The organism is Streptomyces sp. NPDC001514, assembly GCF_053597075.1.
On sequence record NZ_JBSFHO010000026.1, the window covers coordinates 56,074 to 82,453 of the forward strand.

Here is a 26,380-nt window from a genome sequence, read left to right on the forward strand (position 1 = left end):
CTCGAGAGGGGCTCTTGTGGTGCCTGCGCCATGCCCGCAACACCCACGACACCCGCAACAAGCCGGCGCTGGCGGGGGCGCCTGCGGCGGGCCTCTCCCCGCCCCGCCCCTTCCCGAACCAGGGCGAGGCCCCCAGACGCCCGGGTCGTGACCGGTACCGTCCGGTCGGCCCGCGTGTCCGTCCTCAAACGCCGGACGGGCTCCTTCGTGGGGGGAGCGATGAACGAGAATGAGCCGCATGGCCGCTGAACTCCCCTCCACCGCGCAGCCCCCACTGGGCCTGCGCGAGCGCAAGAAGCTCAAGACCCGCATCGCGATCCGCAAGGCCACGTACCGGTTGATCGCCGAGCAGGGGTACGAGGCGACCACCATCGAGCAGATCGCGGCGGCGGCCGAGGTCTCCCCCTCCACCGTCTTCCGCTACTTCCCCACCAAGGAAGACATCGTCCTCACCGACGAGTACGACCCGCTCATGGAGCAGGTGCTGCGGAGCAGGCCCGCCGACGAACCGCCCCTGGAGTCGCTGCGGTTCATCATCACGCACGCCGTCCGGGCCATCCAGGAGAACGACCCCGAGGAGATGTACCAGCGGACGCGGCTGCTGGTGGAGATCCCGGCCGTGCGGGCCCGGATGACCGAAACCATGGCCGAGACCTCCCTCCTGCTGTCGCGTGTCCTCGCCGAGCACACCGGACGGGAGGCGGACGACCTGGAGGTCCGGGTCTTCACGGCCGCCGTGATGGGCGCTCTGCGCGAGGTGACGATCTACTGGGCGGAGCGCGACCAGCAAGGTGATCTGGTCGCGCTCCTCGACCGCGCCCTGGACACGCTCCAGGGCGGGCTGACCCTCTGAGCTAGCCCCTAAGGTCTCCCTTTCCGCAGGTCCGGCCGTCCCCGTCCGGGTCGAGCCGCAGCGGATCGTCCTTGCCGTTGACCTTCAGCCGGCCGTACCCGTGCGCCGCCAGCCAGTCGCAGCGGGCCTTCGTCGTCGCCTGCACCGGCTGGGGGAAGGCGAGCGGGACGCACACGTTCGCCGAGCCGTAGTGCCGGTCGCAGCCCGCGATCTGCGGGCTCACCGGGGCGGACGAGCGCTTCTTGCCGTTCTTCTTCGGGGACTCGGCGAGGTCACCCGCGAAGTCATGGACATGCGCCGTGGGAGCGTCGCCGGTGGCCGCGAGCGCCGCGGGTGCGGCACCCAGATGGACCCACTCGGCGACCGTCGGAATGCCGTTGGCGTCGACGCCGAACAGCATGTACCAGCCGGGCGGCGCGAGGTTCGGGTTGCCGGTGACGTTCAGGTCGATCGTGCGGTCGTCGATCACGCTCATCGGCAGATCGACGAACCGCTGGTTCGGGTCCGACGAGTGGGTGACGGCCGCCGGACGGATCAGCTCCGCCTTGGCGATCGGCCGGTCGACGGTGATCCGCTGCGTGTCGCCGTACTGCCACTCCCTGTCGATCACCGAAGTGATGTGCGGGCGCGGGCCCTTGAGCAGATACGGCGGCGTGTAAATGGACACGTTGTGGTTGTACGTGCCGTTGCCCGGGTTGTCGCCGACGGCCATCACCCGGCCGTCGGGCAGCAGGAACGCCGAGGAGTGGTACGTCCGCGGGATCGGGTCGGCCGCCAGGCCCTCCTCGTACGTGTTCGTCGTCGGGTCGAAGAACGACGCCTCGTACACCGGGTCGGCCCGGTCGTGCAGTCCGCCGCCGGTCTCCAGCACCTTGCCGTCCGGCAGCAGCACGGCGGAGACGAACATCTTGCCCTCGTCCCCGGTCTGCGGCCGCTTGCCCTGGCCCTGGTCGACGAGGCCCTGCGGGAGCGGCGGACCCGCCGTGTACCGGGGGCTCGGCTGCTTCAGATCGATGATGTCGGTGAGGCGATTGGCCGCCGGGTTGGTCTCGTTGTTGCCGCCGCCGATCGTCAGCACCCGCTGGTCCTGCGCCGGGGGCAGCAGCACGCTCGCGCTCTCGTCGCGCTGGTCCTTGTTCCGCAGGCCCGGCACGTCGGTGATCGTGTTGGCGTCGTAGTCGTAGACCGAGGCGCCCGTGCCCGGGGTGCCGTTGCCGAAGACATGGCTGCCGGAGTAGAAGAGCCGGCCGTCCTGCATCAGGATCATCGACGGGTACAGGCCCCAGTACGACCAGGTCTGATTGACCTGGTTCATCGGCAGCCACGCGTTCTGCGCTGCCGAGAACTTCTCCGCCGTCACATTGCCCGTCGAGTCCTCCTTCAGCCCGCCGAACGAGATGACGTCACCGTTGCCGAGGATCGTCGCCGACGGATACCAGTGGCCGTCGTGCATGTCGTTCGTCCGCGTGTACGTCTCCGTCTCCGGGTCGAAGATGTACGAGTCCTTCAGGCCCTGGTAGCCGATCCTGCCGTCGGCCGACGGATATCCCTTGTTGCCGCTCATCACGAGCACCCGGCCGTCGGAGAGCTGCACATGGCCGGCGCAGAACATGTCGGCGGGGGTGGGGATGTTCTTGTACGTGCCGGCCACCGGGTCGTACACGGCGGAGGTGAAGGTGCCCGCCGCGAACATCGACGCGTCGTTCCCGGAGCCCGCTATGAGGAGCACCTTGCCGTTGCGCAGCACGACCGAGTGCATGGAGCGCACCGGGTTCTGCGTGGGCATGACGTCCCACCTGCCCTTGACGCACTCCTCCGGCGTGCCGGTGCACACCGGGTCGGGCGCGGGCGGGACGACCTCCTCCATCACATAGTCGTCGGTGGTGACGCTGCCGGTGCCGAAGACGGAGACGCCCCAGGTGATCTGGTCCGTGCCCGGCGGGATGACGGGCGTACGGACCTCGCTGCGGGTCCAGCCCGACTCCATGGGGAGGGTGCGCAGGTCGGTCCAGTACTGCCAGCCGAGTGCGGTGTCGTGCCGGAAGAGGGTGAGGGCGGTGTCCGGGGTCGTCGACCTGTACCAGAACGACAGGTCGTACTGGCGCTCCGGGACGACGTGGGGCGCGCAGGTGGCGGACTCGGTGATGAGGGCCTTGCGGTCGCCGTCGAGGCGGCGGGTGAGCTCGACCTTCATCGCGGCGGAGCCGGTGTGGGCGTCGGTCGTCGTGGTGAACGTGAAGTCGTTGTCGCCCCAGCCGGACTTGGACCAGCAGGACGGCATGTCGCCGGTGCCGGCGGTCTCGAAGCCGGGGTTCTTCACGAGGTTGGGGCCCGCGGTGGCGGGCTGCTGGGCCGACAGGAGCAGGCCCATGGTCATGACGGCGACGGTGAGGAGAGCGGTACTTCGGCGTTTGGACGCGATCAACGGAATCAACGGGTGCTCCTTGCTGTGCGACTCCCACGCCCCTTTCGGGGCAGGCTGTGCTTTTCCGGGGGAGCTGCATCCGACTGCCGCTGCGCGGCGGGCCCGGACCCCCGGCCGAAAGAGCGGGTCACCGGGGGGTTCCGGTGCGGTCACGGCGACGCCCACCGGCGTAGACGAGCGCTTCGGTCCCGGCGAAGCGCAGGACGAACGTGGTGAGCAGCGCCAACGCCGTCGCGGGCAGCACCGCTAGCCGGAACTGCCCGACGAACAGGGCGATCAGCGGGATGCGCAGCACCAGATCGGCGTTGGCGAGCAGCGCGAACCGGCCCGCCCGGTCCGCCCAGTGCCGGTGATGGCGCCGGTCACGGAAGAGCAGCACCTCGATGAGGAGGAAGTTCCACAGCACGCCCAGCTGGTTGGCGAGTATCTCGGCGGGCAGATAGTGCAGCCCGGCGCCTACCAGCGCATGCAGCCCGAGGAGGTTGGGGACGAAGCCGGTGAGCCCGATCAGACCGAAGGCGATCATCCGGGCGAGCGGCGACGCCGTGCGCAGCTCGACCAGATGCCGCAGAAAACGCGCGCCTTCCTTCGCCGTCGACTTGGACTCGCCCGCGAAACGGTCCTGGAAGACGAACGGCACCTCGGCGACGGCGGCCGGCCGGCAGCGTACCGCCAGCTCCAGCAGGATCTTGTAGCCCAGCGGCTTCAGCGCATCCGCGGTCACCGCGGCGCGGCGGATCGCGAAGAAGCCGCTCATCGGATCGCTGATCCCGCGCAGCGCACGCGGAAAGAGCCCCTTGGCCAGCCAGGTCGCCCCGCGCGAAACGGCGACCCGGTAGCCGCCCGCGAGCCCGGCGCGGCTGCCGCCCGGCAGATAGCGGCTGGCCACGACCAGGTCGGCGTACTCCTTCTCACCCGTGGCGACGAGATCGGGCACAAGGGCCGGCGGATGCTGCAGATCGGCGTCCATCACGACGATCCAGTCGGACCCGGCGGCCCGCAGCCCCTCGACGACCGCGCCACCGAGCCCGCCGTCGGGCGAGTCCCGGTGGATGACGGACACCGGGAACGGGCAGTCCTGCGCGGCCTCGGTGATCACGGCCGGGGTGTCGTCGGTGGAGTCGTCCACGAAGACGACCTCACAGGGCAGCCGCACGGGTACCGACTCGGCGAGCCGACGCAGCAACTCCCGTACGTTCCCCGACTCGTTGAAGGTGGGGATGACGATGGTGACCACAGCGGGCTCGGCGACGGCGGCCGTCTCCGGCACCTCGGCGGTCCCGCGCACCGGCGCGATGAGCGGGGCGTCCGGCCCCGCCGACAGCCCGGCCCGGAGCCGCGCCAGCGGCGCATCCGCCCCGCTGGCACCCACGCCGCTCCATGCGGACCCGCTTGCATCCGGCTCACCGGCGCCCGGCCCGGCACCGGGACCGGACGGGTGCCCGGAGGTGTGGTGATCGCTTCCGGCGCCGCCGGCCGCGGCGGCCGGCTCGCCCGCCGCACCGCCATGCGGCGGTGCGGCGGGTGCCGGATCCGGGGACTGCGGCGCGAGCCCGGCCGGGTCCCGGGGAGGCCGGGATCCGCGCGGCGGGCGCGACGCGGGCGTCGGTGCGCTGGGCGGGTCGGCGAGACCCTCGGCTGCTCCTGCCTGATGCGCGGTCAATTCCGTTCAACTCCCCCGATTTCGCGGATCTCGATCCGGTCCTCGCCCTCGCCGAAGACGACGACGGGTGTCGAATGCTCCAGCGTGGCCTTCACGTTGGGCAGGTCGCGCGCGTCGCGCCGTACCGTCGGGGAGGCGACGACATAGTCGAGGTCGCGCCAGCCGCCGGGCATCGTCTTCGTGACCGCCGGGTCGAGGTCGGCCTTGTAGAACCAGATCGCGCCGAGCCCGGGCTCGTACCTCGCGTGCACGAGGTCGAGCCAGAGCGCGTCGTCGACGAGGACCCGGGTGCGGGCCGGGTCGGGGACCTCCGTGGCGAGCCAGTGGGCCGCGGCGCGGTACGGGGCGTTGGCGTCGGCCGTCATGGCGGTGCGGTCGCCGTCGTACCAGCGCGGTACGACGTACACGGCGGCGCCCGCCGCCAGCAGCACCGCGACCGTGCGCCGCGCGAGCGTCAGCGGGCGGCCCTCGTCCGGTCGCCGCCACCGGCGCAGCACCGCGTGCGCGACGCTCGCCGCGCCGCCCGCCAGCACCAGCGCCAGGAAGGGCAGCGCCTGGATGACGTACATCGCGGGCAGATAGCCGGACGGCCGCAGCGCGACCGCCGTCAGGATCGCGACGGCCAGCGCGGGCCCGGCGAGCGCCCGCGCGGTCACCGACCGGCGCAGGGTGGCCAGCAGCAGCGCCGCGCCCGCGAGGCCCCCGAGCGGGAGGACGCGGTCGTAGTAGAGCCAGGACCGGAGCACACCGTACGAGCCGGTGCCCTCGGTGAGGAGGAAACCGGAGCCCGGACGGCTCATCTGGTAGGTGATGCCCTCCCACAGCGACACATGGCCCGCGCCCGGCATCAACTCGCCCTTGAGCAGGGCGAACAGCGGGTACGACAAGCCGATCAGCGCGCACGCCGTGACCGCGCCGGTGACCGCGAACTTACGGGTGTCGCGGTGGCTGAAGCGCCACATCGTCACCAGCAGCGCGGGCAGCACGACCAGCATGGTCTCCTTCGTCAGCACCCCGACCGCCGCCGTGAGCCCTGCCGCGAAGTGGTGCCACAGATGCCGGCTCGGCGAGGCAGCGAGGCAGAACGCCAGCAGCATCCACATCACGGCGAGGTTGTCGAGGAAGATCTCCCGCTGGAGGACGACGGACAGCGGCGAGAGACCGAAGAGCACCATCGCGAGCCCCGCCGCCCACCGCGGCAGCAGCAGGCGACGCGCCAGCACGTACAGCAGGACCGCGCTGACCCCGCTGACCAGCAGCATCGCGCCCCGCATCGAGCCGACCGTCATCGACTCGGGCGCGATCAGCGAGGGTATCCACGTGAGCGCCGCGAGCTGGATCCAGCCGAGCGGCGGATGGTCGTACCAGTACGTGTAGTGGGCGAGGCCCTCGCCCTCCTGCACGGCCCACGCCTGGGCGAGGTACGTGCCCTCGTCGTCGCTGAGGGTCGGGAAGTGCTGGATGTTCCAGCCCTGGACCAGCAGGATCGCCACCAGCAGCGCCCCGCACAGCAGCAGATCGGGCCGGGAGGAGCGGAAGCGGACGACGGGCCGGACGGACAGAGGTATTCCGGGATCGGCGGGGCGGGCGGCCGCCACCGGTGGCGCCGCCGTGAGGGTGGAGGTCACGCGAGGACGTCCTCTCGGGATTCGCGGGATTCGCGGGATTCGCGGGATGCGCCGGAGTCGTGGGCGTCGTGGGAGAGATGCGCGCCGACATGGCTGGTCAGCTCCCATCCGCGTCGTCCCCGCAGCTCGCGCCACACGGCGCGTACGGCCGCGCCCGCGAGGACCACCTGGTAGAAGGGGCCGCCGACGATGAGCTTGAGGTAGTGCGGGAAGCGGATCCTGAGCCCGTACTGCGTACCGAAGTCGTGGAGCCCGACGATCTCGAAGACGAAGGTCACCAGCGCGGTGATGAGCGGCAGGAAGGTGATGAAGGCGATCCCGACGGGCACGTCGAGGAAGAGCGCGACCGCCGCGTTGAGCGGGATGACCAGACCGGTGAAGGCCTGCATGAACGGCGTCGTCAGCGTGTAGCGGGCGAGCATCCGCTGCCCGAGCGTGGGCAGTTGCTTCCACTCCTTCTTCCGGTAGACCTGCAGGAAGCCCTGGTTCCAGCGGGTGCGCTGCTTGAGCAGCGACATCAGCGTGCCGGGGGTCTCCTCACGGGTCACCATGTCCGCGTCGTACGCGACGACGACCTTCTTGCCCTTGCTGGACAGGCGGACACCCAGATCGCAGTCCTCGGCGAGGCAGTTCTGGTCCCAGCCGCCGGCCTCGCGCAGCACGTCGGTGCGAACGAAGACGGTGTTGCCGCCGAGCGGGATGAAGCCCTTGGCCGCGTGGAGATGGAGCCGGGAGCGGAACCAGAAGAAGTATTCGAGGCAGTTGCGCAGCGCGTACCACGACGAGTGGAAGTTGATCAGCTGGACACCGCCCTGGACGACGTCCGCGCCGGTGGCGGTGAAGGCGTGGTCGACATGGGCGAGCAGCTCGGGATGGACCTGGTCCTCGGCGTCGAAGACCCCGACGACATCGCCGCGGCAGTGCGGCAGGGCGGTGTTGAGCGCCTTCGGCTTGTTCTTGGTGTCATGGGTGTCGACGACGACCCGCACCCGGTCCGGGTCGCGGGCCGCGGCGCGCGCGGCGACCTCGGTCGTCTCCGGATCGTCGTGCCCGACGATGACGATGATCTCGAAGTCGCGGTGGCTGGACTCCAGCAGCCGGCTGATGGTGTGCTCCAGCACCAGCTGCTCGTGCCGGGCGGGCAGCAGCAGCGAGAACGACAGCCCCTCCGCGCCGACCGGACTCTCGAAGCGTGTCGACGCGAGCGTCTCCGGCGTACGCCACGCATGCATCTGCCACCAGAGCGTGAACGCCGCCATCCAGAACAGCGCCATGGAGACAGCAGAGACGAACACAGATGTGAGCAATTGACCCCCCTCAAGCAGGGGGGACCGGCGTCACGGCAGGCCCCCTCGCCCGCCGCGCGCTTCCCCCCTGAACCCCCCTGCGCATGTCCCCCACGCGCAGCTGCCGTGTCAGCAGTGGAGAGAATAGGCCGAAACTGTGACGGTCGTGTGGCCGATTCGATGAATGACGCGTTTCGGTCAGGCCACCGGATTCCCTCGGAACCCCTTACGTACCAGGCGTCAACTCCCGCATCAGGACATCTACTTCGGTGACCGGCGCGGCGCAGACGAAGTGCCGGCACACGTACGCCGCGGGACGGCCCTGGACCAGCGGGCGGTCCGCGAGCAGCGGAAACTCCGAGCTGTCGGGCTCTCCCACGGCGACCACCGAGCCCGGCGCGGAGCCGAGCAGCGCGGCCTGGTGCAACTCCCGGGTGCCCGGGTCGCCCTGCGGCCCGACCACCGCGATCTCACGCGGACCGTCGAGCAGCGCCTCCGCAACCGCGAGCCCCCAGCCGATGAACCGGGGCGCCCGGGGACCCAGGGCCTTCACCACACCCAACGCCCCTTCGGCGGCGGTGCGATGGACCTCTGAACCGGTGTGCGCGGCGTACGAGAGCAGGGCGCCGGCCGCGGCCGTCCAACCGGAAGGGGCCGCATTGTCCGTGGGGTCCTGCGGACGCCGGATGAGCGGCTCTGCGTCATGCGCAGTATCGAACAGAGCCCCGTCGTCCGAGACGAACTGGTCGAGCACGATGTCCAGCAGAAACCCCGCGAACTCCAGCCACACGCCCTCGCCACTGACGGACGCGAGCGAGAGGAAGCCCTCCGCCACGTCCGCGTAGTCCTCCAGCACCCCGGCGTTCGCGCCCCGGTGGCCGTCCTTGGAGGTACGAGCCAGCCGCGCGCCCTCGTCCATGTGCAGCCGCACAAGCAGATCGGCGGCCTCCGTCGCCCGCTCGACCAGATCGGGCCGGTCGAAGTACGCACCGGTCTCCGCCAGCGCGGCGATCGCCAGCCCGTTCCACGACGCGACGATCTTGTCGTCCCGCCCCGGCCTGGCCCGCTCGGCGCGAGCGGCGAGCAGCCGTGCCTTGACGCCGTCCACCCTTGCGGCGTCCACGGGACCGGCATCCTGCGGCAGCTGGAGTACGGAGGCGCCCTCCTCGAAGGTCCCTTCCTCGGTCACCCCGAAGTACCGCGCCGCGAAGGCCGCATCCTCCTCGCCCAGCACCTCGGTCAGCTGCGCGGGCGTCCAGACGTAGTAGGCCCCCTCCACATGCCTGCCCGTACCTCCCCCAGAGCCTTCGGCCTGGGGGTGCCCCCATCCGTCTTCGACGGCACTGTCGGCGTCCAGCGCGGACGCGAAGCCGCCCTCCGGCGTGCGCAGCTCCCGCACCATGAAGTCCGCGGTCTCCAGGGCGACCCGGCGGGCCAGATCGCTCCCGGTCACCCGCCACAGATGCGCGTACACCCGGCACAGCAGCGCATTGTCGTACAGCATCTTCTCGAAGTGCGGCACCACCCATTCGCGGTCCACCGAGTACCGCGCGAACCCGCCGCCGAGCTGGTCGTAGATCCCGCCCCTGGCCATCGCCTCGCACGTGTCGGCGGCCATCTGCAGCGCCCCCTCGGCGCCCGTGCGCGCGTAGTGCCGCAGCAGGAACTCGACCACCATCGACGGCGGGAACTTCGGCGCCCCACCGAACCCTCCGTGCCCCGGGTCGTACTCCCTGGTCAGCCCCAGCAGCGCCTGCGCGAGCTCCTCCTCCCCGGGCTGCCCCTGCCCCCCGAACGCCAGCGACCGCCCCGCCAGATCCCTGACGATCTTCCCGGCCACCTCCGCGACCTCGTCACGCCGCCCGCTCCAGGCCGATGCGACGCCCTCCAGCACCTGGCGGAAGGAGGGCATGCCGTGGCGGGGGGCGGGCGGGAAGTACGTACCGAAGTAGAAGGGCTCCGCGTCCGGTGTCAGGAACACGGTCATGGGCCAGCCGCCCTGGCCGGTGGCGGCCAGCACGGCTTCCATGTAGACGGCATCGACGTCGGGGCGCTCTTCGCGGTCGACCTTGATGTTGAGGAAGTGCTCGTTCTGGTACGCGGCCGTGTCGTCGTCCTCGAAGGACTCGTGCGCCATGACATGGCACCAGTGGCAACTCGAGTACCCGACACTGAGCAGCACCGGCACCCCACGCTTGCGTGCTTCCTCGAAGGCCTCGGGGGACCAGGGCCACCAGTCGACCGGGTTGCCGGCGTGCTGGAGGAGGTAGGGGGACGTCTCATGGGCCAGGCGGTTCGGCATACCTCCATCCTGCCCCACGGCCCCCGATCAGCCCCGCGACCCGTCCATCAGGCAGCGGGTGCAGGTGGACCCTTACGGATGCACAAACCTTCCAGCAGCGCGGTCAGATAGCGGCGGGCGGTCTCGATGCGGGCGGCGGGGACGCTGTGGACGTTCGCGGCGTAGGCGATTCCACACATGAGCGGGACCAGGTCCTCGGAGGTCAGGTCGGCGCGCACATCCCCGGCGTCACGGGCCCGCTCGAGCAACTGCCCGCCGACCGACCGCAGGGTCCGCTTCAGTTCGGTGGTGCGCGGCAGCGCGTCCGTGGGCGCGGCGGTGACCGTGGACAGGGAAGCGTCGGTGATCTGCGCTTCGATGGTGCGGGTCAGGAAGCCGACGAGGGCGCGCCCGGGGTTGTCGTCGGCCAGCGCCTGCTCGCCGTGGGCGGCGAGTGCCTCCAGGCAGGGGGTGGCGACGGTCTCCAGGAGCGCCTCGGCGGTGGGGAAGTGGCGGTAGACGGTGCCAACGCCCAGTTGGGCGCGGCGGGCGACGTCGTTGAGCTGCAGTGGTGTGCCTTCGTCCACGAGATCGCGGGCCACAGCGACGATCCGTTCCCAGTTGCGGGCGGCGTCCTTGCGCAGAGGGGCGGTCGTCATGGGAGAAGTCTATCTGGATAGCTCATCCGCATTGCTGTGGCGCGCGAACGTGATGAGCCACCCGTTTCCTCTTCGGGGCAACTCCGTGTCGAGCCTGCAAGTTTGGCGCGAGTCCCTGCGGGTCGCGACCGTCGACCTCTTCACACCTCCCGGATGCCCACCTCGCTGCGCTGAGGAGCCGATCCGCGTTGCGGTCGTGCTGATCAGCTTCAGCTCTCGTCACTCCGCCGTGAGTGGCGCGAGGCGCTCACTCAGGTGACGGACGGCTTCGGCGATGCGGGGATCCGTGGCCGAACGGAAGGGGGCGATCGGATGCGCCTGGGGCCCGATGACGACGCCGGTCCGGCCGGTCAGCGAGCCGTCGGTCGCGGCGAGGATCGAGGGCTTGGCCGCCACGGACGCCGGGCCCGAGGTCGAGCGTTCGAACTTCCGCCGGACCAGCGGCCAGAGCAGCCGCAGCCCCGGCGAGACGATCTTCGGATCGCGCATGGTGCCGTTGGTCATGTCGGTCGCGGCGCCGCCGGGGTCTGCTGCGAAGACCGAGACGCCCGTGCCGTCGAGCCGGCCGGCCAGCTCCAGCGTGTAGGCGAGGTTGGCGAGCTTGGCGCGGCCGTACCAGTGGAAGCCGTAGTAGCCGCCGGGCGGCTCGACGTCGTCGAAGACGCGCTTGGCGACGCCGATCGCGCCCGAGGTGACGTTCACGATCCGGCTCGGCACACCGGCTCGGAGTGCGGGCAGCAGCAATTCGGTCAGCAGGTACGGCGAGAGGTGGTTGACGGCGAACGTGGCCTCGATCCCGTCGACCGAGTCCTGCCGGTCCGGGAACATCGCCCCGACGTTGTTGACCAGCACGGCCAGCGGACCGTCGGCGGCGATCCGGTCGGCGAGCGCGCGGACCGCGTCGAGCGAGGCGAGGTCGGCGGCCAGGAACTGGGCGGGATGCGCCGGTGCCGTGGCGTTGATCCGTTCGATCGCACGGGCACCGCGCTCGGCGTTGCGCCCGACCACGGTGACCGCGAGGCCTGCCGCGGCCAGCCCCAAGGCGGTCTCCAACCCGATTCCCGCTGTACCTGCCGTGACCACCGCTGTCCGCTTCATCGCACGACCCCGTTCCGCATATGTGGATAGGTTATCCGGTTGACGCACCATAGCAGATCCGGATGACCTATCCGATTGGGTTGGGTGGGGTGGAATGGCGTTGCGGCACCTCAGCCCGTAGCGCACAGCAGTCGAGCCCTCGGCCGGCTGCAAGCCGGAGATCCCAGCCGTCAAGATCCCCCTGCAGTGGCATGGCGGGACGCCGACGTCCGACACTCGCCACAACGGGCGAATGCCGTGCAGGGCACGTGATCGCCGGACTCCCTCGCGCCGACGCGCGTCAAGCTGGACACTTGACGCCGGAACGGAAGCGGAAGCTCTCGGAGGGGGACCCACATGCGGGACAGCCATCGGGCGGAAGCCGAGCGGCTGTTGGTACGTGCCGTCGAGGAGGAGGTGCGCCGCTCGGGTGGGCGCAGCGACTCCGCGGCGTTGCTCGCGCGCGGGCGGGCGGCGCTGGACGCGATGGCGGGTACGGCGGGCGAGGAGTACACGGCGTATCTGCGGGCGGTCGAGGATGCCGAGGCGGGGCGGCTGTCGCTGGCGGAGGGGTTCAGTCGGCAGAACATGTCGACTGCCGTGCTGGTCACGGCAGTTGCCGCGGTCGCGGCGATCGGCGCGGACGTGGCGCTGGGTACGGCGACGGGGACGGCGCTCGGGGCCGGGGCGGTCGTCGCCGTGGCCGGGGCAGCCGCGACCGTGCTCAAGGTGACCGCGTCGCACTGGCCCGCCGCGCATCGCAGGGCCGGGGCGCTGGGGCAGCCGGGCGGGCCCGAGCAGTTGAGGCTGCAGTGGCTGACGGCACTTGAGGTGCGGGGCATCCGTCCGTTCCTGGATCAGCAGCGGATGCTGGCGGCTTCCACGGCGCGGCCCGCGAAGAAGGCCGCGACGGGGCCGGTGCTGCGCGGCGCGGACCGGAGTCAGGCCGCGCGCAGGCGGAGCGTGCTGGAGCAGTCGTTCGGGCATCTGCCCGCGCCGGCCGGGCCGTTCGCGGGCCGGCGTGAGGCGATGACCCGGATCGCGCAGTGGGTGCACGCCGCCCGGGCGTCGACGGAGACGAAGCCTACGGTGGTCGTCCTGCACGGCGAGCCGGGCTCGGGGCGGACGACGCTCGCGGTACGGGCCGCGCACGAGCTCAAGGACCAGTTCCGGGGCGCGTGCGTCGTCGATCTGCGCGGCGGTTCGGCGGACGAGCAGCCGCTGCCGACACGGGACGCGCTGCTTCATATGCTGAACCGGCTGGGCGCGCCCCGCGAGCAACTGCTGTTCCGGGAACGGTCGTCGGCGGAGCAGCAGGTGCGGCGGCTGAGCGAGCTGTACCACCAGCATCTGACCGGGCTGCCGGTCACGGTGGTCCTGGACGACGCGAGCGACGCCGCTCAGGTCCGGACACTGCTCCCGGAGCGCTCGGACTCGCTGGTGCTGGTCACCGCGCGCGGGCCGCTGGAGCTGCCCGACGACATACCCGCCTGGGTCCACCAGCTGCCGGTGGAGGCGCTGGACGCGGCGGGGGCCGAGGAGCTGCTGAACGTGGCGGCGGAGGAGCCACCGTCGGGGCCGTACGACTCGCAGTCGACCGATGCCGTGCGGGAGTTGTGCGGCGGGCTGCCGTTGGCGCTGCGGATCGCGGGCTCGTCGCTGGGGGCGCGTAGCGCGCAGGAGCTGGCCGCGGACCTGTCCGCCTACGGTCCGGTGGGGCCGGTCGAGCGGGCGCTGTGGCTGCGCTACACCGACCAGCCCGAGCAGGCGCGCCGGCTGCTGCGCAGGCTCGCGCTCGCCGGGCGGGCCTCGCTCGGCGCGGCCGCGGCGGCGGCGCTGCTGGCCACGGACGAGGCGGAGGGGCAGCGGCTGCTGTCCGCGCTGGCGCGGGCCGGGCTGCTCGATCACGTACGGGGCGAGCGCTACCGCCTGCACGATGCCGTACGCGCCTTCGCGCAGGCGCGGCTCCTGGACGAGGAGGAGCCCGCGGAGCGTACGGCCGCGCAGGAGCGGCTGATCATCGGGTACGCGGAGCTCGCGGACTCGGTGATCCGGCTCGTCGACGGAAAGACGTCGACGCGCGCGGATCAGTTCGGGGGGCACGGTTTCGCCTCGCTCGAGGCGGCCCTGCGCTGGCTGGACGACGAGTCGAGCTTCATCACGGCGGCGCTGCGGCACGCCGAGGGCGTCGACCAGCAGGCGGTGCTGAATCTGCTGGGCGCCCTGTGCGACTACTGCCTGCTGCGCGGCGACCTCTACCGCCTGGGCGAGATCAACGAGCTGACGCAGGCCGTCGACCAGGGGCTGCTGGTCCGCTCGGTCCAGTGGCGTACGGGTATCGCCGCCCGCCAGCTGGGCGAGCTGGACAAGGCCCGGACGACCCTGTCGTCGGTGGTGGACCTGTACCGGGAGGCGCAGCACGACGCGGGTGCCGCGCGTGCCCTGTGTTCGCTGGGCATCACGCTGCATCACCAGGGCAATCTCACCGAGGCCGCGGCGAAGTTGCGCGAGGCGATCGAGCTCCAGTCGTCCGATGCGCTCGCCGCCGACCGCGCCTGGACCCTGCACGCGCTGGCCGCGGTGGAGCGGGACCGGGCGAACCTCGCCGAAGCGCTCACCCTGCTGTCCACCGCGCTGACCCTGCACCGCGGCGGCGAGTCCCTGCACGGGGAGGCATGGACCCACTTCCAGCTGGGGCAGGTGTGCCTGCGGATGGGCGATGTGCCGCGCGCGGAGTCGGAGCTGGGCGAGGCGCTGGATCTGTACGGTCGCACGCGCGACGACCGCGGCGAGGCGTGGGCGCTGACCCAGCTGGCCCGTGCCCGGCTGGTCGACGGCGACCCGTCCCCGGCCGTGGACCAGCTCCGCCAGGCGCTGTCCCGGCATCGCGAGAGCGAGGACGCCCGGGGCGAGGCGTGGACCCTCTACTACCTGGGCCAGGCCCTCGAGGAGCGGGGCGACCGCGATCAGGCGATACGGGAGCTGGAGCGGGCCCGCACCATGTTCTCCCGGATGCGGGACGTCTACGGCCTGGCGTGCGCCCGCCACCACTCGGGCCGTGCCACCCGCGACCAGCGCGCCGCGCAGACCGGCAACCTGCGCAACTCCGGCTTCGCCCGCCAGCTTCTCGTGGACGCCCGAGCCGACTTCCACCGTATCGGCGTGGCCCACGGCGAGGCCTGGACCTGTCTGGAACTCGCCATCATCGACGCGGGCAACAACCGCCCGTCCCAGGCCCTCGACCTGTGCGACGAGGCGGCCGCGCTCTTCTCCTCGTACCACGACCGCCGCGGCGCCGACTGGGCCGGCTTCCTGCGCTGCACGCTGCTCCCCTACGCCTCCGCGGGCGGCGTCGAGGTCGGCACGGTCGTCGCGCAGGAGGAGCTCGCCCGCCTCCGCGAGGAACGGCACCCGACGCGCGACGGCAAGCTGGAGGACTGCATGGATGCCTTCGCCCTGGTGCTCGAGCGGGGCGTACGGCTGGAGGACGGCTGGCAGGCGTGGTCACTGGGAATGGTCCCGAACCGGCACGCGAGGGAAGTGATGGGCGTGCCGGTGGAGCCGACGCGGCGCTGAGCCCCGCGGGTGGCCCGGGGGCGACTGCTGCGGGTGGGCCGGGGCGAGCTCCGCGAGCGGGCGCGGGACCTTCCGGGAGAGACCCCGCGGCTAGCCAGGGGGCTGACCCGGGCGGCAGGCCCGGGGGCGGCCGCGCGGCTAGCCAGGGTGGCCCGCGAGAGACCCGCGCGGGGTGTTCACGGGGCTGCCCCCGCGGCTAGCGAGCGGGCTGACCCGGGCTGCAGGCCCGAGGGCGGCCTCGCGGGCGCCCGCGGGGAGTGACCCCGCGCGCAACCCCTGCGGGTAGGCCCCGCCGGTTGGTCCGCGAGAGACCCGCGCGGGTGTTCACGGGGCTGCCCCCGCGCCTAGCCAGGGGGCTGAGCCCGGGCGGCTGACCCGGGCGTCAGCACGGGGGCGGCCGCGCGGGCGCGTGACCCGCGAGCGACCCTGCGGGTAGGCCCCGCTGGGCCCGCGAGAGACCCGTGACCCCTGCGGCTTGCCAGGGGGCTGCCCCGGGCTGCCCCGAGGGCGGCCGGCCGGGGCGCGTCGGGGGTGACCCCGCGGGCGCCCCTACGGGGGCATCCGCCGGGGGGACACCCCCGACGCCTACTCCTTGGCAGCGCCCTTCGGCGACGTCGGCGCGCCCGGCTCCGGCGCCTCCTCGAAGTTCACGCGCCCCATGTGGCGGTTCATGGACTTCATCAGCATCCACACGCCCACGGCGAGCGCCGCGAAGACGATGAAGCCGAGGACACCCGGGGTCACCTTGTTCTCGTCGAGCTCCCTGGCGGCGAGCGGGACGAGGTGTGTCATGGCGAGGTTTGCGCTTGCGCTCATGTCAGGCATTGTCGCGGATGCCCGCGAAGAGGTCGCTCTCGGGGAGGGAGGTGTCGACGAGGGACTTCGCGAGCTCGTACTCCTCGGTCGGCCAGACCTCCTTCTGGATGTCCATCGGGACGCGGAACCAGCCGCCGTCGGGGTCGATCTGCGTCGCGTGGGCGATCAGGGCCTTGTCGCGGATCTCGAAGAAGTCGGCGCACGGGACGTACGTGGTGAGGGTGCGCTCGGCGCGCTGGAACTCCTTCCAACGCTCCAGCCACTCGCCGTACGGGGACTCGAGGCCGCGGGCGAGCAGTGCCTCGTGCAGGGCGACGGTGCGCGGACGGTTGAAGCCCTGGTTGTAGTAGAGCTTCTGCGGCTGCCAGACCGGGCCGTACTCCGGCTCCGGGTACTGCTCGGGGTCCGCCGCACCGTCGAAGGCCACCATCGTGATCTTGTGGGTCATGATGTGGTCCGGGTGCGGGTAGCCGCCGTTCTCGTCGTACGTCGTGATGACGTGCGGGCGGAAGGAGCGGATCCGCCGCACCAGCTCGCCGGCGGCCTTCTCGACGTCCTCCAGGGCGAAGCAGCCCTCCGGCAGCGGGGGCAGCGGGTCGCCCTCCGGGAGGCCGGAGTCGACGAAGCCGAGCCACTCCTGCTTGACGCCGAGGATCTCGCGGGCTTCGTCCATCTCCTTGCGGCGCACCTCGTGGATGTTCTCCTCGATGTACGCGTCGCCCTGGAGCTTCGGGTTGAGGATGGAGCCGCGCTCGCCGCCCGTGCAGGTCACGACCAGCACGTCCACCCCCTCGGACACATACTTGGCCATCGTGGCTGCGCCCTTGCTCGACTCGTCGTCGGGGTGGGCGTGAACGGCCATCAGTCGCAGCTGCTCAGTCAAGACTCGATCCTCAATGATTCGTCGCGAAAGGTCGGGGCCGTCCCGTCGGGGCATCGCTATGGGCCGGCGGTCGGGGGCGGGCGGGCGGCTTCTATAGTGACGGATCCGGGGGACGGAAAATTCCGGCATCCCGAGTCTGGGAGGACGATCATGGGCGCCGTACGCGAAGGGGTTCCCCAGGGCCGCTACGGCCGCTCGGCGGACGAGCGCGCGGACCGTCGACTCAAGATCGTGGGCGCGGTGCTGGGTACCGGCCTGCTCGCCATGGTCGGCTGGTTCGGTTACGACTACGTCAGCGGCCAGCGGATCAGCGCCGAGCTGATCAAGTGGGACGTGACCGCGGACGACCGGGTCCAGGTCCATCTCGAGGTCCGCAAGGACAAGGACGCCAAGGGTTACTGCACCCTGCGCTCCCGCGCCGAGGACGGCAGCGAGGTCGGCCGCAGGGACGTCCGCTTCGACGGTCCCGAGAGCCGTGTCGACCAGATCGTCACGGTGCGTACGACGGCGCGGGCGACCAGTGCCGAGCTGGCGGGCTGTACCGCCGACAGCGGTCCGAAAGGCTGAGACCGGCCTACGTCTCTTCGGCTCTGACCTGCATTGACGCATTTTTAAGGTCTTTTGGTCCTCCCCCTTTTCGCCACTCGTTGTTAGGCTCGTGGTTTCGCCCACTCCTGGAGGCACATGCTTCTGGGTAGGGCGATGCTTTGTATTCCCAGTACCTACGAGGAGCACCTGTGACCCAGACCAGCGAGAACGTCACCTGGCTCACCCAGGAGGCGTACAACCAGCTCAAGGCCGAGCTGGAGTACCTGTCTGGTCCCGCGCGCACGGAGATCTCTGCGAAGATCGCGGCGGCGCGTGAGGAGGGCGACCTGCGGGAGAACGGCGGGTACCACGCGGCCAAGGAGGAGCAGGGCAAGCAGGAGCTCCGTGTGCGCCAGCTGACCCAGCTCCTGGAGAACGCCAAGGTCGGCGAGGCCCCGGAGGCCGACGGCGTGGTGGCGCCCGGCATGGTCGTCACGGTCGCCTTCGACGGCGACGAGAGCGACACCGAGACCTTCCTCCTCGCCTCCCGCGAGTACGCGTCGGGCGACATCTCGACGTACTCGCCGCAGTCGCCGCTCGGCGCGGGCGTCAACGGCAAGAAGGTCGGCGAGGACGCCGAGTACGAGCTGCCGAACGGCAAGACCGCCATGGTCAAGATCCTCGAGGCCAAGCCGTACCAGGGCTGAGTCCCGCCCCCCACAGTCCGTATACGGAAGGCCCCGGCAGCGTCGTCACTGCCGGGGCCTTCCGTCGTATGCGGGTACGGGTACGGATACGGATACAGGTCAGGCCGTCGCCGAGCGGTACTTGCGCACGGCGAGCGTGCGGAAGACCACCAGGATCAGCACCGACCAGATCACCGAAGCCAGGATCGGGTGCTGCATGGGCCAGGCGTCCGGCGTCTTGAAGCCGGGCGGCAGGTTCCCGAACAGCTCGCGGCATGCCTGCACGGTGGCGCTGAAGGGGTTCCACTCGGCGATGGTCCGCAGGAACGTCGGCATCTGGTTGGCGTCCACGAAGGCGTTCGAGATGAACGTCAGCGGGAAGAGCCAGATCAGTCCGCCGGAGGTGGCGGCCTCGGGCGTACGGACCGAGAGGCCGATCAGCGCGCCGATCCACGAGAACGCGTAGCCGAGCAGGAGCAGCAGCAGGAAGCCGAGCAGCACCTTGCCGATGTTCTCGTGCACACGCCAGCCGACGATCAGGGCGACGACGGCGAGCACGACGAGCGTGAGTGCCGTCTGCACCAGGTCCGCGAGCGTACGGCCGGTGAGGACCGCGCCGCGTGCCATGGGCAGCGACCGGAAGCGGTCGATGAGGCCCTTGTGCATGTCGTCGGCGATGCCCGCACCGGCGCCCGCGGTGGCGAAGGTGACGGTCTGGGCGAAGATGCCCGCCATCAGGAACTCACGGTACGCCTGGGGCGAGATGGACCCGCCGACCTGGATGGAGCCGCCGAAGACGTAGGTGAAGAGCACCACGAACATGATCGGCTGGATCATGCCGAAGATGATCATCTCGGGGATCCGTGTCATACGGATCAGATTGCGCTTGGCGACGACGAGCGAGTCGCCGACCGACTGCGTGATGCCGCCGCGCGGGCGGGGGGCTGCCGCGACGCGGTCCGCCGCTTCCTGGACGGTGGTCACTTCACGGTCTCCTTCACGGGCTTCCTGCCCCTGCGATCGGCGACCTCGGCGTCCGTCTCTTCGGCCTGCTCGGCCGCATGGCCGGTCAGCGAGAGGAAGACGTCGTCGAGGGTGGGTCGTCGCAGGCCGATGTCGTCGATCTCGACCCCGCGCGTGTCGAGCTCGCGGATGACCTCTGCGAGCAGCTTGGCGCCGCCCGTGACCGGGACGGTCAGCATGCGGGTGTGGTCCTCGACGGTGACCTCGCCCTTGCCGAAGCCGGCGAGCACCTCGCGCGCCGGGGCGATCTCGTCGGGGCGGTGGACGACGACCTCGACGCGCTCGCCGCCGGTGCGGGCCTTGAGCTCGTCCGACGTACCGCGGGCGATGACCTTGCCGTGGTCGACGACGCAGATGTCGTCGGCGAGATGGTCGGCCTCTTCCAGGTACTGGGTGGTCAGCAGCAGCGTCGTACCGCCGCCGACGAGGTCCTTGATGACCTCCCACAGCCCCTGGCGGTTGCGGGGGTCGAGGCCGGTGGTGGGCTCGTCCATGAACATCACGGGCGGCCGGACGACCAGCGCGGCGGCGAGGTCGAGGCGGCGGCGCATACCGCCGGAGTAGGTCTTGGCGGGGCGGTCAGCGGCGTCGGCAAGATTGAACTGCTCCAGCAGCTCGCCCGCCCTGGCCTTCGCGGCCTTCGCGTTCATCTGGTAGAGGCGGCCGACCATCTGGAGGTTCTCGCGGCCGGTGAGGTATTCGTCGACCGCGGCGAACTGGCCCGAGAGGCCTATGGACCGGCGGACTTCGTTGGGGTGCTTGAGGACGTCGATGCCCGCGACGACCGCCTTGCCGCTGTCGGGCTGGAGCAGGGTGGTCAGCACGCGCACGGCGGTGGTCTTGCCCGCGCCGTTCGGACCGAGAAGTCCGAGGACCGTGCCCTCGGGAACATCGAGATCAACGCCGTCCAGAGCCCGGACGTCGCCGAAGGTCTTCACCAGGCCTTCGGCATAGATGGCGCCTGGCATATGGGTTCTCCCAGTGCAGAGGATGGCTGCGCCTTTTCCCGCGCAAGCTTAGGTTCGGCCAACTCTCCGCGCAGGCGGTTTTCGTGGCCGGCCGCCACCTTAGACGCGATACATCGCGATACACAAGGTGTCGGTGCCACTACGGCGCCACCGCCCCGCCACTGCCGGGTCCATGAGGGTCTCCGCGTGCCCTCAGCGGATGACGCGATACCCCGCCTCGCGCAGCGCCCCCTCGACCTCCGCGCAGTGCTCGGGCCCCTTCGTCTCCAGATGGAGCTCCACCTCGACCTCCGTGAGACCGAGGCGCGGGTCGGTACGGACATGGCCGACGTCCAGGACGTTCGCGTCCACCGCCGAGAGGATGCCGAGCAGCGTCGCCAGCGCCCCCGGCCGGTCGGCGAGCCGCAGCCGCAGCGACAGATAGCGGCCGGCCGCCGCCATGCCGTGCCGAAGGATGCGCTGCATCAGCAGCGGGTCGACGTTACCGCCCGACAGCACAGCGACCACCGGTCCCTGGAACGCGCGCGGATCGCTGAGCAGAGCCGCCACCGTACTCGCCCCGGCCGGCTCGACCACCAGCTTCGCCCGCTCCAGACAGAGCAGCAGCGCCGACGACAGCGCGTCCTCGGAGACCGTCCGCACCTCGTCGACCAGTTCCTCGACGATCGCGTACGGAACGTCCCCGGGGCGGCCCACCTTGATGCCGTCCGCCATCGTCGACGGCGCCTCGATCGACACGGGGCGGCCCGCCGCCAGCGAGGGCGGATACGCCGCGGCACCCTCCGCCTGCACGCCGATGATCTTCACATCGGGGCGCAGCGCCTTCACCGCGACCGCGATGCCCGCGACGAGCCCGCCGCCCCCGATGCCGACGACGATCGTCCGCACCTCGGGGCACTGCTCCAGGATCTCCAGGCCGACCGTTCCCTGACCGGCGATGATGTCCGGATGGTCGAAGGGGTGGATGAACACCGCCCCCGTGTCGCGCGCGTACTCCTGCGCGGCGGCCAGGGTCTCGTCGACGACATGACCGTGCAGCCGCACCTCCGCGCCGTAGTCGCGGGTCGCCGCGACCTTCGGCAGCGGGGCGCCGACCGGCATGAAGACGGTGGAGCGCACGCCGAGCAGCGAGGAGGCGAGGGCGACGCCCTGCGCGTGATTGCCGGCCGAGGCCGCGACGACGCCCGCCGCGCGCTCCTCGGGCCGCAGCCCGGAGATCCGTACGTACGCGCCGCGCAGCTTGAACGAACCGGTCCGCTGGAGGTTCTCGCACTTGAGGTGGACCGGGGCGCCCACCAGCTGCGACAGATGGCGACTGCCCTCCATCGGCGTCAGCCTGGCAACGCCGGAGAGCATCTTCTGGGCCCCCCGCACGTCATCCAGGATGAGGGGGTGAAAGGGGCCAGCCGTACGGAAGCTCATGACAGCAAGTCTCGCAGCTCAGCGGCCTGACGGCGGCCCCGGCCGGACGGTTGTTCACGGGTTTCCTCAGGGCCGGTACGCACCCGCTGTCGTCCGCGTACTCTGTCCCCCACCAACCGACCACCGCACGAGAGAGCCCCCGCAGCCATGCCCACATCTCAGGACATGACGACTGATCTAGACCCCGGTCTCCTCGATGCCCTCCAGCACCAGGTGGCCGTCTTCGCACGCCGGGCCGAGCAGACCCGGCTCGGCGGGGTCGGTCAGGTCCGCAATTCGATGGACCGTGCCGCGTATCTGCTGCTCAACCGGCTGGACCAGGAAGGCCCGATGGGCGTCAAAGCGCTCGCCGCCGGTATGGGCATCGACTCGTCGACCGTCACCCGCCAGGTCGCGCCGCTCGTCGACACCGGCCTGGTCAAGCGCACGTCGCACCCCGAGGACGGGCGCGCGGTCGTGCTCCAGCTGTCGCCGCGCGGGCAGGCCCGCCTGGAGGAGGTCCGCTCCTCGCGGCGCGAGCTGATGGCGCAGGTGACGGACGGCTGGACCGCAGAGGAGCGGGAGTCGTTCTGCACCCTGCTCACCCGCTTCAACACCGCACTGTCGGCCCGCCAGGCCGGGCTGCCGGCCGCCGAGACGGAGACATCGCCCGCGTCGTGAGCCACCGGCCCGCGGCCGGCCCTGCGGCCGCCCCGCGACCGGTCCCTTGACCTGGCCCCTGACCCGGCCCGGGACCCGGTGCCCGACCACGACCTCACCACGGCCTCACCATGGGCGTCCGACCTCTTGACCGGGGGTGTCGCCCTGGCCTGATATGAACTCATGCGGCAGCAGCGGCAGTCCCCGGTCCTGAGCGGCCGTGCCCGTGACTTCGAGGCGTTCGTCGCGGGCGCGGCCGGCCGACTGCTGCACACCGCGACGCTGCTGACCGGCGAGCAGCCCCGCCACAACCCGCAGGCTCAGCGACTCCTCGTCGCCGCGCTGGCGCATACGTACGCGGAGTGGGACCGGCTTCGCGGCGAGGATCCGTACGACCGCACCCGCGCGGAACTCGCCACCCGCTTCGCCCGCTCGGCCTGGCGCTTCCACCGCCCCTCCGACGGTCTGCTGTCCCGGCTCACCCCGCAGGAGCGGCTGATCCTGGTGCTACGGCTGTACGAGGGCGTGGCCGAGGAGCAGACAGCGGCACTGCTGGGCCTGCCGGTGGAGCGGGTACGGACGATCTGCAGCCGCGCGATCACCATCCTGCGTGCCCCTGGCGCTGCCTCGCCGGGTGCCCGCCCCTGGTACCGGACGGCAGGCGCGTCATGAGCGGCATCAGCAGTCCCGGGCGCCGGGAGGAGGAGGTCCGGCGCATGCTGGACGTCCCGCCGGCGCCGGTGCCCGCCGACCTGGTCGCCCGCGCGACCGACCACGGCACCCGGCTCCTGCGCCGCCGGCGCGTCCTGCACCGCGCGGGCTGGTTCCTGCTGCTGGCCGCGGTGGTCGCCTTCGCGGTCTGGGCGACGGTCGTCGAACCGTGGACCGTGCCTCCGGCCGCGACGACACCGGAGATCGAGGGCTGGTGAGAGCCGGGCTCGGGCGGGGCCGGGGGCCGACTCCGGCCCGAGCACACCCCGAGCGCGGCCCGAGCCCGGCCGGGGGTCGCGGCCTACCCTGGGATGAGCGGCGCAACACACCAGCACGGGAGGTCGTCATGACCAGAAAAGTTGCCGACTGCCGCAAGTTCCCGAGCGAGACGGACTGCACGCTCACCATCGCGGGCGAGGAAGAAGAAGTCCTCAGGGCCGCCACAGAGCACGCGGTGTCCGTCCACGGGCACACGGACACCCCGGAACTGCGCGAGCAGCTGCGCGGCATGCTCGAGGACGAGAAGGTCAGCGCCTGACGCGCCGGCCTTCCCGAACCGAGGGCTTGGCCCCCGGACCCCCTGGGACGTGACCGGTACCGTCCGGTCGGCCCGCGTGTCCGTCCTCAATCCCCGGACGGGCTCCTGAGGAGCCCGCCACCGATCTCCACGCCCGAAGGGCGTAGGAGTCAGGGGCCGGGGGCGGAGCCCCGAAAACGGGGTCTGGGGCGCAGCCCCGGTTCGGGAAGGGGCGGGGCGGGGCGGGGAAAGCCCGCCGCAGGCCCCCGGGGCGCGGGGCCCGGGGGCCAGGCCCCGGCCCCCGCGCCCGCGCGTCAGCCCAGCGCGCGCTGCAGGTCCGCCAGCAGGTCGTCCACCGACTCGATGCCCACCGACAGCCGCACCAGGTCCGCCGGGACCTCGAGGGCCGAGCCGGCCGCGGACGCGTGGGTCATGCGGCCCGGGTGCTCGATCAGGGACTCGACGCCGCCCAGGGACTCGCCGAGGGTGAAGACCTGCGCCCGGTTGCAGACCTCGACCGCCGCCTCCTCGCCGCCCGTGACCTGGAAGGAGATCATGCCGCCGAAGTCCTTCATCTGCTTCGCCGCGATCTCGTGGCCGGGGTGCTCGGGCAGCCCCGGGTAGAGGACGCGGGTCACCTTCGGGTGCTTGGTCAGCATCTCGGCGATCCGTGCCGCGTTCGCGCTGTGCCGGTCCATGCGGACGGCCAGCGTCTTGATGCCGCGGAGCACGATCCAGGAGTCGAACGGCCCGGCGACCGCGCCCATCGCGTTCTGGTGGTACGCCAGCTCCTCACCGAGCGCGGCGTCGGCCGTGATCAGCGCGCCGCCGACGACGTCCGAGTGCCCGCCCATGTACTTCGTCAGCGAGTGCACCACCACGTCCGCGCCGAGCGCGAGCGGCTGCTGCAGGTAGGGGCTGGCGAAGGTGTTGTCGACGACGAGCTTCGCGCCGGCCGCGCGGGCGATGCCCGCGACCTGGGCGATGTCGGTGATCCCGAGCAGCGGGTTCGACGGCGTCTCGACCCAGATGACCTTCGTACGGTCGGTCAGTGCGGCCCGTACCGACGACGGGTCGGAGGTGTCGGCGACGGAGTACTCGACGCCCCACCGCTGGACGACCTTGGCGAAGAGGCGGAAGGTACCGCCGTACGCGTCGTTGGGGATGACCACATGGTCGCCGGGGACCAGGAGGGTGCGCAGGAGGCAGTCCTCGGCCGCGAGACCGGACGCGAAGGCGAGGCCGCGCCGGCCGCCCTCCAGCGCCGCGAGGTTCTCCTCGAGCGCGGTCCGGGTCGGGTTGGCGCTGCGGCTGTACTCGTAACCGCCGCGCAGCCCTCCCACCCCGTCCTGCTTGTACGTGGACACCTGGTAGATGGGCGGGACGACCGCGCCGGTCAGCGGGTCCGCGGTGTTGCCCGCGTGGATGGCGATGGTCTCGAAGCCGTGCTCGTGACCGTGCTGGTGGGAATGCTGGTCGCTCATGAGGCCCGAGCCTAGTCCCGGTAGGTCAATGACCCCGCGTCGTCCGGGACAATGGCGGCATGGAGATTCTCTGGTTCCTGATCGCGATGGCCATGCTCACCGCGGTCATCGGTCCGCTGATACGACGCCGCCGGGGCGCCATCCGGCCGGCCGCGCCCGGCTCGCCGGACGCCGCGGACCCGGCCGCGTACGGCTTCGTACGGCAGGAACTGCTCGACCTGCGGCTGCCGGGACCCGATCAGGACCTCCTCGACGTCCTCGACGTCGTGCAGCGCACGCAGGACTGGCGGGCCGCCTCGCAACTGCTCGCCGGCACACCGAAGGAGGACGAGCAGCGCTGGCAGCGGGTGCAGGCCTTCGCGGGCGCGGCCTCGCTGGAGCTCCAGCAGCAGCCGGGCACGGGCGGCTCCTGGCTGCGCACGTGGCGTGCGGAGTCCCCGAAGGACGCGGGCGGCGCGGCCGTGCACGCGGAGTTCCTGGTGCAGCAGGCGTGGCGGTCGTCGTCGGCCGGTGCGGACGACTTCCGGATCATCCTCGAGGAGGCCCGTACGGTCTGCGGCGAGGCCGCCCTGCTGGCGCCGGGTGACCCCGTTCCGTACATCGTCGAGCTGGCCGTGGCCCGTGGACTCGGCTACTCCCACGAGGAGTTCGACCAGGTGTGGGCGAAGGTGGTCGACCGCACACCGACGCACATGGGCGCGCATCTCGCGGCCCTGCAGTACTGGTGCGAGAAGTGGCACGGCTCCCGCGAGGAGGCCGACCACTTCGCGACGACGGCCGCGGCCCGCGCCCCGGAGGGCTCGCTGCTCTCGGCGCTTCCGCTGTTCGCGGTGTACGAGCACCTGCCCGAGGTCAATCTGGTGACCGGCTTCTACGAGAGCGCGGTCGTCACCCGGGCCGTCGAGGGCGCGCTGTACGCGACGCAGACCGCCGGCGCGGACGATCCGGTGCTTCCGCACGTACGGCATCTGCTGGTGCTCTTCCTGGTGCAGATGGAGCGCTGGGGCGAGGCGATGCAGCAGTTGGTGCGGGTGGACGGGCACGTCGGGGCGCTGCCGTGGACGCAGAGCGGCGATCCGGCTGCGGCGTACACGGTGTACCGGGCGCTGGCGGTCGCGGGGTACGAGGCGAACGGCGGCAGCCCGGCGACGCTGCTGCACTGAGACACGCTGCTAGGTCCTGTCCGCGTCGGCGACGAGACAGAACCGCCCCTGAGGACACCGTTCGCCGGTCCCACCCGGTCCCACCCGGTCCC

General features: G+C 71.5%; 22 protein-coding genes. 9 read left to right on the forward strand and 13 right to left on the reverse strand.

Annotated features, from left to right (window positions below; all coding sequences use genetic code 11):
• Window positions 1-238: 238 nt before the first annotated feature.
• A complete protein-coding gene (locus ACWCXB_RS25120; RefSeq protein ID WP_450725739.1) occupies window positions 239-853 on the forward strand; it encodes a TetR/AcrR family transcriptional regulator in 615 nt (204 codons plus the stop codon).
• Between the two features lies 1 nt (window position 854).
• Here ACWCXB_RS25120 and ACWCXB_RS25125 read toward each other — a convergent pair whose 3' ends face one another.
• The 7 genes from ACWCXB_RS25125 to ACWCXB_RS25155 all read right to left on the reverse strand — a co-directional run bounded on the left by ACWCXB_RS25125 (window position 855) and on the right by ACWCXB_RS25155 (window position 11,893).
• A complete protein-coding gene (locus tag ACWCXB_RS25125; protein WP_450725821.1) occupies window positions 855-3,230 on the reverse strand; it encodes a galactose oxidase-like domain-containing protein in 2,376 nt (791 codons plus the stop codon).
• 175 nt (window positions 3,231-3,405) lie between these two features.
• Window positions 3,406-4,575 (reverse strand): glycosyltransferase, encoded by a 1,170-nt coding sequence (locus tag ACWCXB_RS25130; protein WP_450725822.1) that lies wholly within the window; start codon window positions 4,573-4,575, stop codon window positions 3,406-3,408.
• Between the two features lie 362 nt (window positions 4,576-4,937).
• The gene (locus ACWCXB_RS25135; RefSeq protein ID WP_450725740.1) at window positions 4,938-6,569 is read right to left on the reverse strand and encodes an ArnT family glycosyltransferase; all 1,632 of its coding nucleotides are present in this window, start codon (window positions 6,567-6,569) and stop codon (window positions 4,938-4,940) included.
• Window positions 6,566-7,843, reverse strand: a complete 1,278-nt coding sequence (locus ACWCXB_RS25140) for a glycosyltransferase (protein ID WP_450725742.1) — start codon at window positions 7,841-7,843, stop codon at window positions 6,566-6,568. Before ACWCXB_RS25140 ends, ACWCXB_RS25135 begins: the two co-directional genes overlap by 4 nt.
• A 238-nt stretch (window positions 7,844-8,081) precedes the next feature.
• Entirely contained in the window at window positions 8,082-10,157 is a 2,076-nt protein-coding gene (locus ACWCXB_RS25145) for a thioredoxin domain-containing protein (RefSeq protein WP_450725743.1), read from the reverse strand.
• 47 nt (window positions 10,158-10,204) lie between these two features.
• Window positions 10,205-10,795: a TetR/AcrR family transcriptional regulator gene (locus ACWCXB_RS25150; RefSeq protein WP_450725745.1), complete on the reverse strand. Its 591-nt coding sequence runs from the start codon at window positions 10,793-10,795 to the stop codon at window positions 10,205-10,207.
• A 219-nt stretch (window positions 10,796-11,014) separates the two neighbouring features.
• The gene (locus tag ACWCXB_RS25155; RefSeq protein ID WP_450725746.1) at window positions 11,015-11,893 is read right to left on the reverse strand and encodes an SDR family NAD(P)-dependent oxidoreductase; all 879 of its coding nucleotides are present in this window, start codon (window positions 11,891-11,893) and stop codon (window positions 11,015-11,017) included.
• A gap of 336 nt (window positions 11,894-12,229) precedes the next feature.
• Here ACWCXB_RS25155 and ACWCXB_RS25160 point away from each other — a divergent pair, with 336 nt between their 5' ends.
• Window positions 12,230-15,448, forward strand: coding sequence for a tetratricopeptide repeat protein (locus ACWCXB_RS25160; protein WP_450725748.1), 3,219 nt, complete (start codon window positions 12,230-12,232; stop codon window positions 15,446-15,448).
• A 585-nt stretch (window positions 15,449-16,033) separates the two neighbouring features.
• Here ACWCXB_RS25160 and ACWCXB_RS25165 read toward each other — a convergent pair.
• Together ACWCXB_RS25165 and mca are read right to left on the reverse strand one after the other, a co-directional pair.
• On the reverse strand, window positions 16,034-16,273 hold the full coding sequence (locus ACWCXB_RS25165; RefSeq protein WP_450725750.1) for a hypothetical protein: 240 nt from the start codon (window positions 16,271-16,273) through the stop codon (window positions 16,034-16,036).
• Window positions 16,266-17,147 (reverse strand): mycothiol conjugate amidase Mca, encoded by an 882-nt coding sequence (mca, locus tag ACWCXB_RS25170; RefSeq protein WP_450725752.1) that lies wholly within the window; start codon window positions 17,145-17,147, stop codon window positions 16,266-16,268. The genes ACWCXB_RS25165 and mca overlap by 8 nt, the downstream gene beginning before the upstream one ends.
• Window positions 17,148-17,297: 150 nt before the next feature.
• On the opposite strand from mca, the gene ACWCXB_RS25175 reads away from it, so the two are divergent.
• Both ACWCXB_RS25175 and greA read left to right on the forward strand, forming a co-directional pair.
• Window positions 17,298-17,714, forward strand: a complete 417-nt coding sequence (locus ACWCXB_RS25175) for a DUF4307 domain-containing protein (protein ID WP_450725754.1) — start codon at window positions 17,298-17,300, stop codon at window positions 17,712-17,714.
• Between the two features lie 170 nt (window positions 17,715-17,884).
• A complete protein-coding gene (gene greA, locus ACWCXB_RS25180) occupies window positions 17,885-18,382 on the forward strand; it encodes a transcription elongation factor GreA (protein ID WP_450725756.1) in 498 nt (165 codons plus the stop codon).
• Window positions 18,383-18,481: 99 nt separating this feature from the next.
• Here the strand turns inward: greA and ACWCXB_RS25185 are convergent, their stop codons facing one another.
• The 3 genes from ACWCXB_RS25185 to ilvA form a co-directional block, all read right to left on the reverse strand.
• Window positions 18,482-19,345 (reverse strand): ABC transporter permease, encoded by an 864-nt coding sequence (locus ACWCXB_RS25185; RefSeq protein WP_450725757.1) that lies wholly within the window; start codon window positions 19,343-19,345, stop codon window positions 18,482-18,484.
• Complete coding sequence (locus ACWCXB_RS25190; RefSeq protein WP_450725758.1) at window positions 19,342-20,352, reverse strand: ATP-binding cassette domain-containing protein; 1,011 nt, start codon at window positions 20,350-20,352, stop codon at window positions 19,342-19,344. Before ACWCXB_RS25190 ends, ACWCXB_RS25185 begins: the two co-directional genes overlap by 4 nt.
• 192 nt (window positions 20,353-20,544) lie before the next feature.
• Entirely contained in the window at window positions 20,545-21,774 is a 1,230-nt protein-coding gene (gene ilvA / locus ACWCXB_RS25195) for a threonine ammonia-lyase (protein ID WP_450725759.1), read from the reverse strand.
• Window positions 21,775-21,921: 147 nt separating this feature from the next.
• Between ilvA and ACWCXB_RS25200 the strand changes: the two genes are divergently transcribed.
• From ACWCXB_RS25200 to ACWCXB_RS25215, 4 genes are all read left to right on the forward strand, one after another.
• Complete coding sequence (locus tag ACWCXB_RS25200; protein ID WP_450725761.1) at window positions 21,922-22,434, forward strand: MarR family winged helix-turn-helix transcriptional regulator; 513 nt, start codon at window positions 21,922-21,924, stop codon at window positions 22,432-22,434.
• A gap of 162 nt (window positions 22,435-22,596) precedes the next feature.
• The gene (locus ACWCXB_RS25205) at window positions 22,597-23,085 is read left to right on the forward strand and encodes a sigma factor-like helix-turn-helix DNA-binding protein (protein ID WP_450725763.1); all 489 of its coding nucleotides are present in this window, start codon (window positions 22,597-22,599) and stop codon (window positions 23,083-23,085) included.
• Window positions 23,086-23,129: 44 nt separating this feature from the next.
• On the forward strand, window positions 23,130-23,342 hold the full coding sequence (locus ACWCXB_RS25210) for a hypothetical protein (protein ID WP_450725765.1): 213 nt from the start codon (window positions 23,130-23,132) through the stop codon (window positions 23,340-23,342).
• 128 nt (window positions 23,343-23,470) lie between these two features.
• Window positions 23,471-23,662, forward strand: a complete 192-nt coding sequence (locus ACWCXB_RS25215; RefSeq protein WP_450725767.1) for a DUF1059 domain-containing protein — start codon at window positions 23,471-23,473, stop codon at window positions 23,660-23,662.
• Between the two features lie 293 nt (window positions 23,663-23,955).
• Here ACWCXB_RS25215 and ACWCXB_RS25220 read toward each other — a convergent pair whose 3' ends face one another.
• Window positions 23,956-25,125 (reverse strand): cystathionine gamma-synthase, encoded by a 1,170-nt coding sequence (locus ACWCXB_RS25220; RefSeq protein WP_450725769.1) that lies wholly within the window; start codon window positions 25,123-25,125, stop codon window positions 23,956-23,958.
• 59 nt (window positions 25,126-25,184) lie between these two features.
• On the opposite strand from ACWCXB_RS25220, the gene ACWCXB_RS25225 reads away from it, so the two are divergent.
• Window positions 25,185-26,288: a hypothetical protein gene (locus ACWCXB_RS25225; protein ID WP_450725770.1), complete on the forward strand. Its 1,104-nt coding sequence runs from the start codon at window positions 25,185-25,187 to the stop codon at window positions 26,286-26,288.
• The last annotated feature ends 92 nt before the right edge of the window (window positions 26,289-26,380 follow it).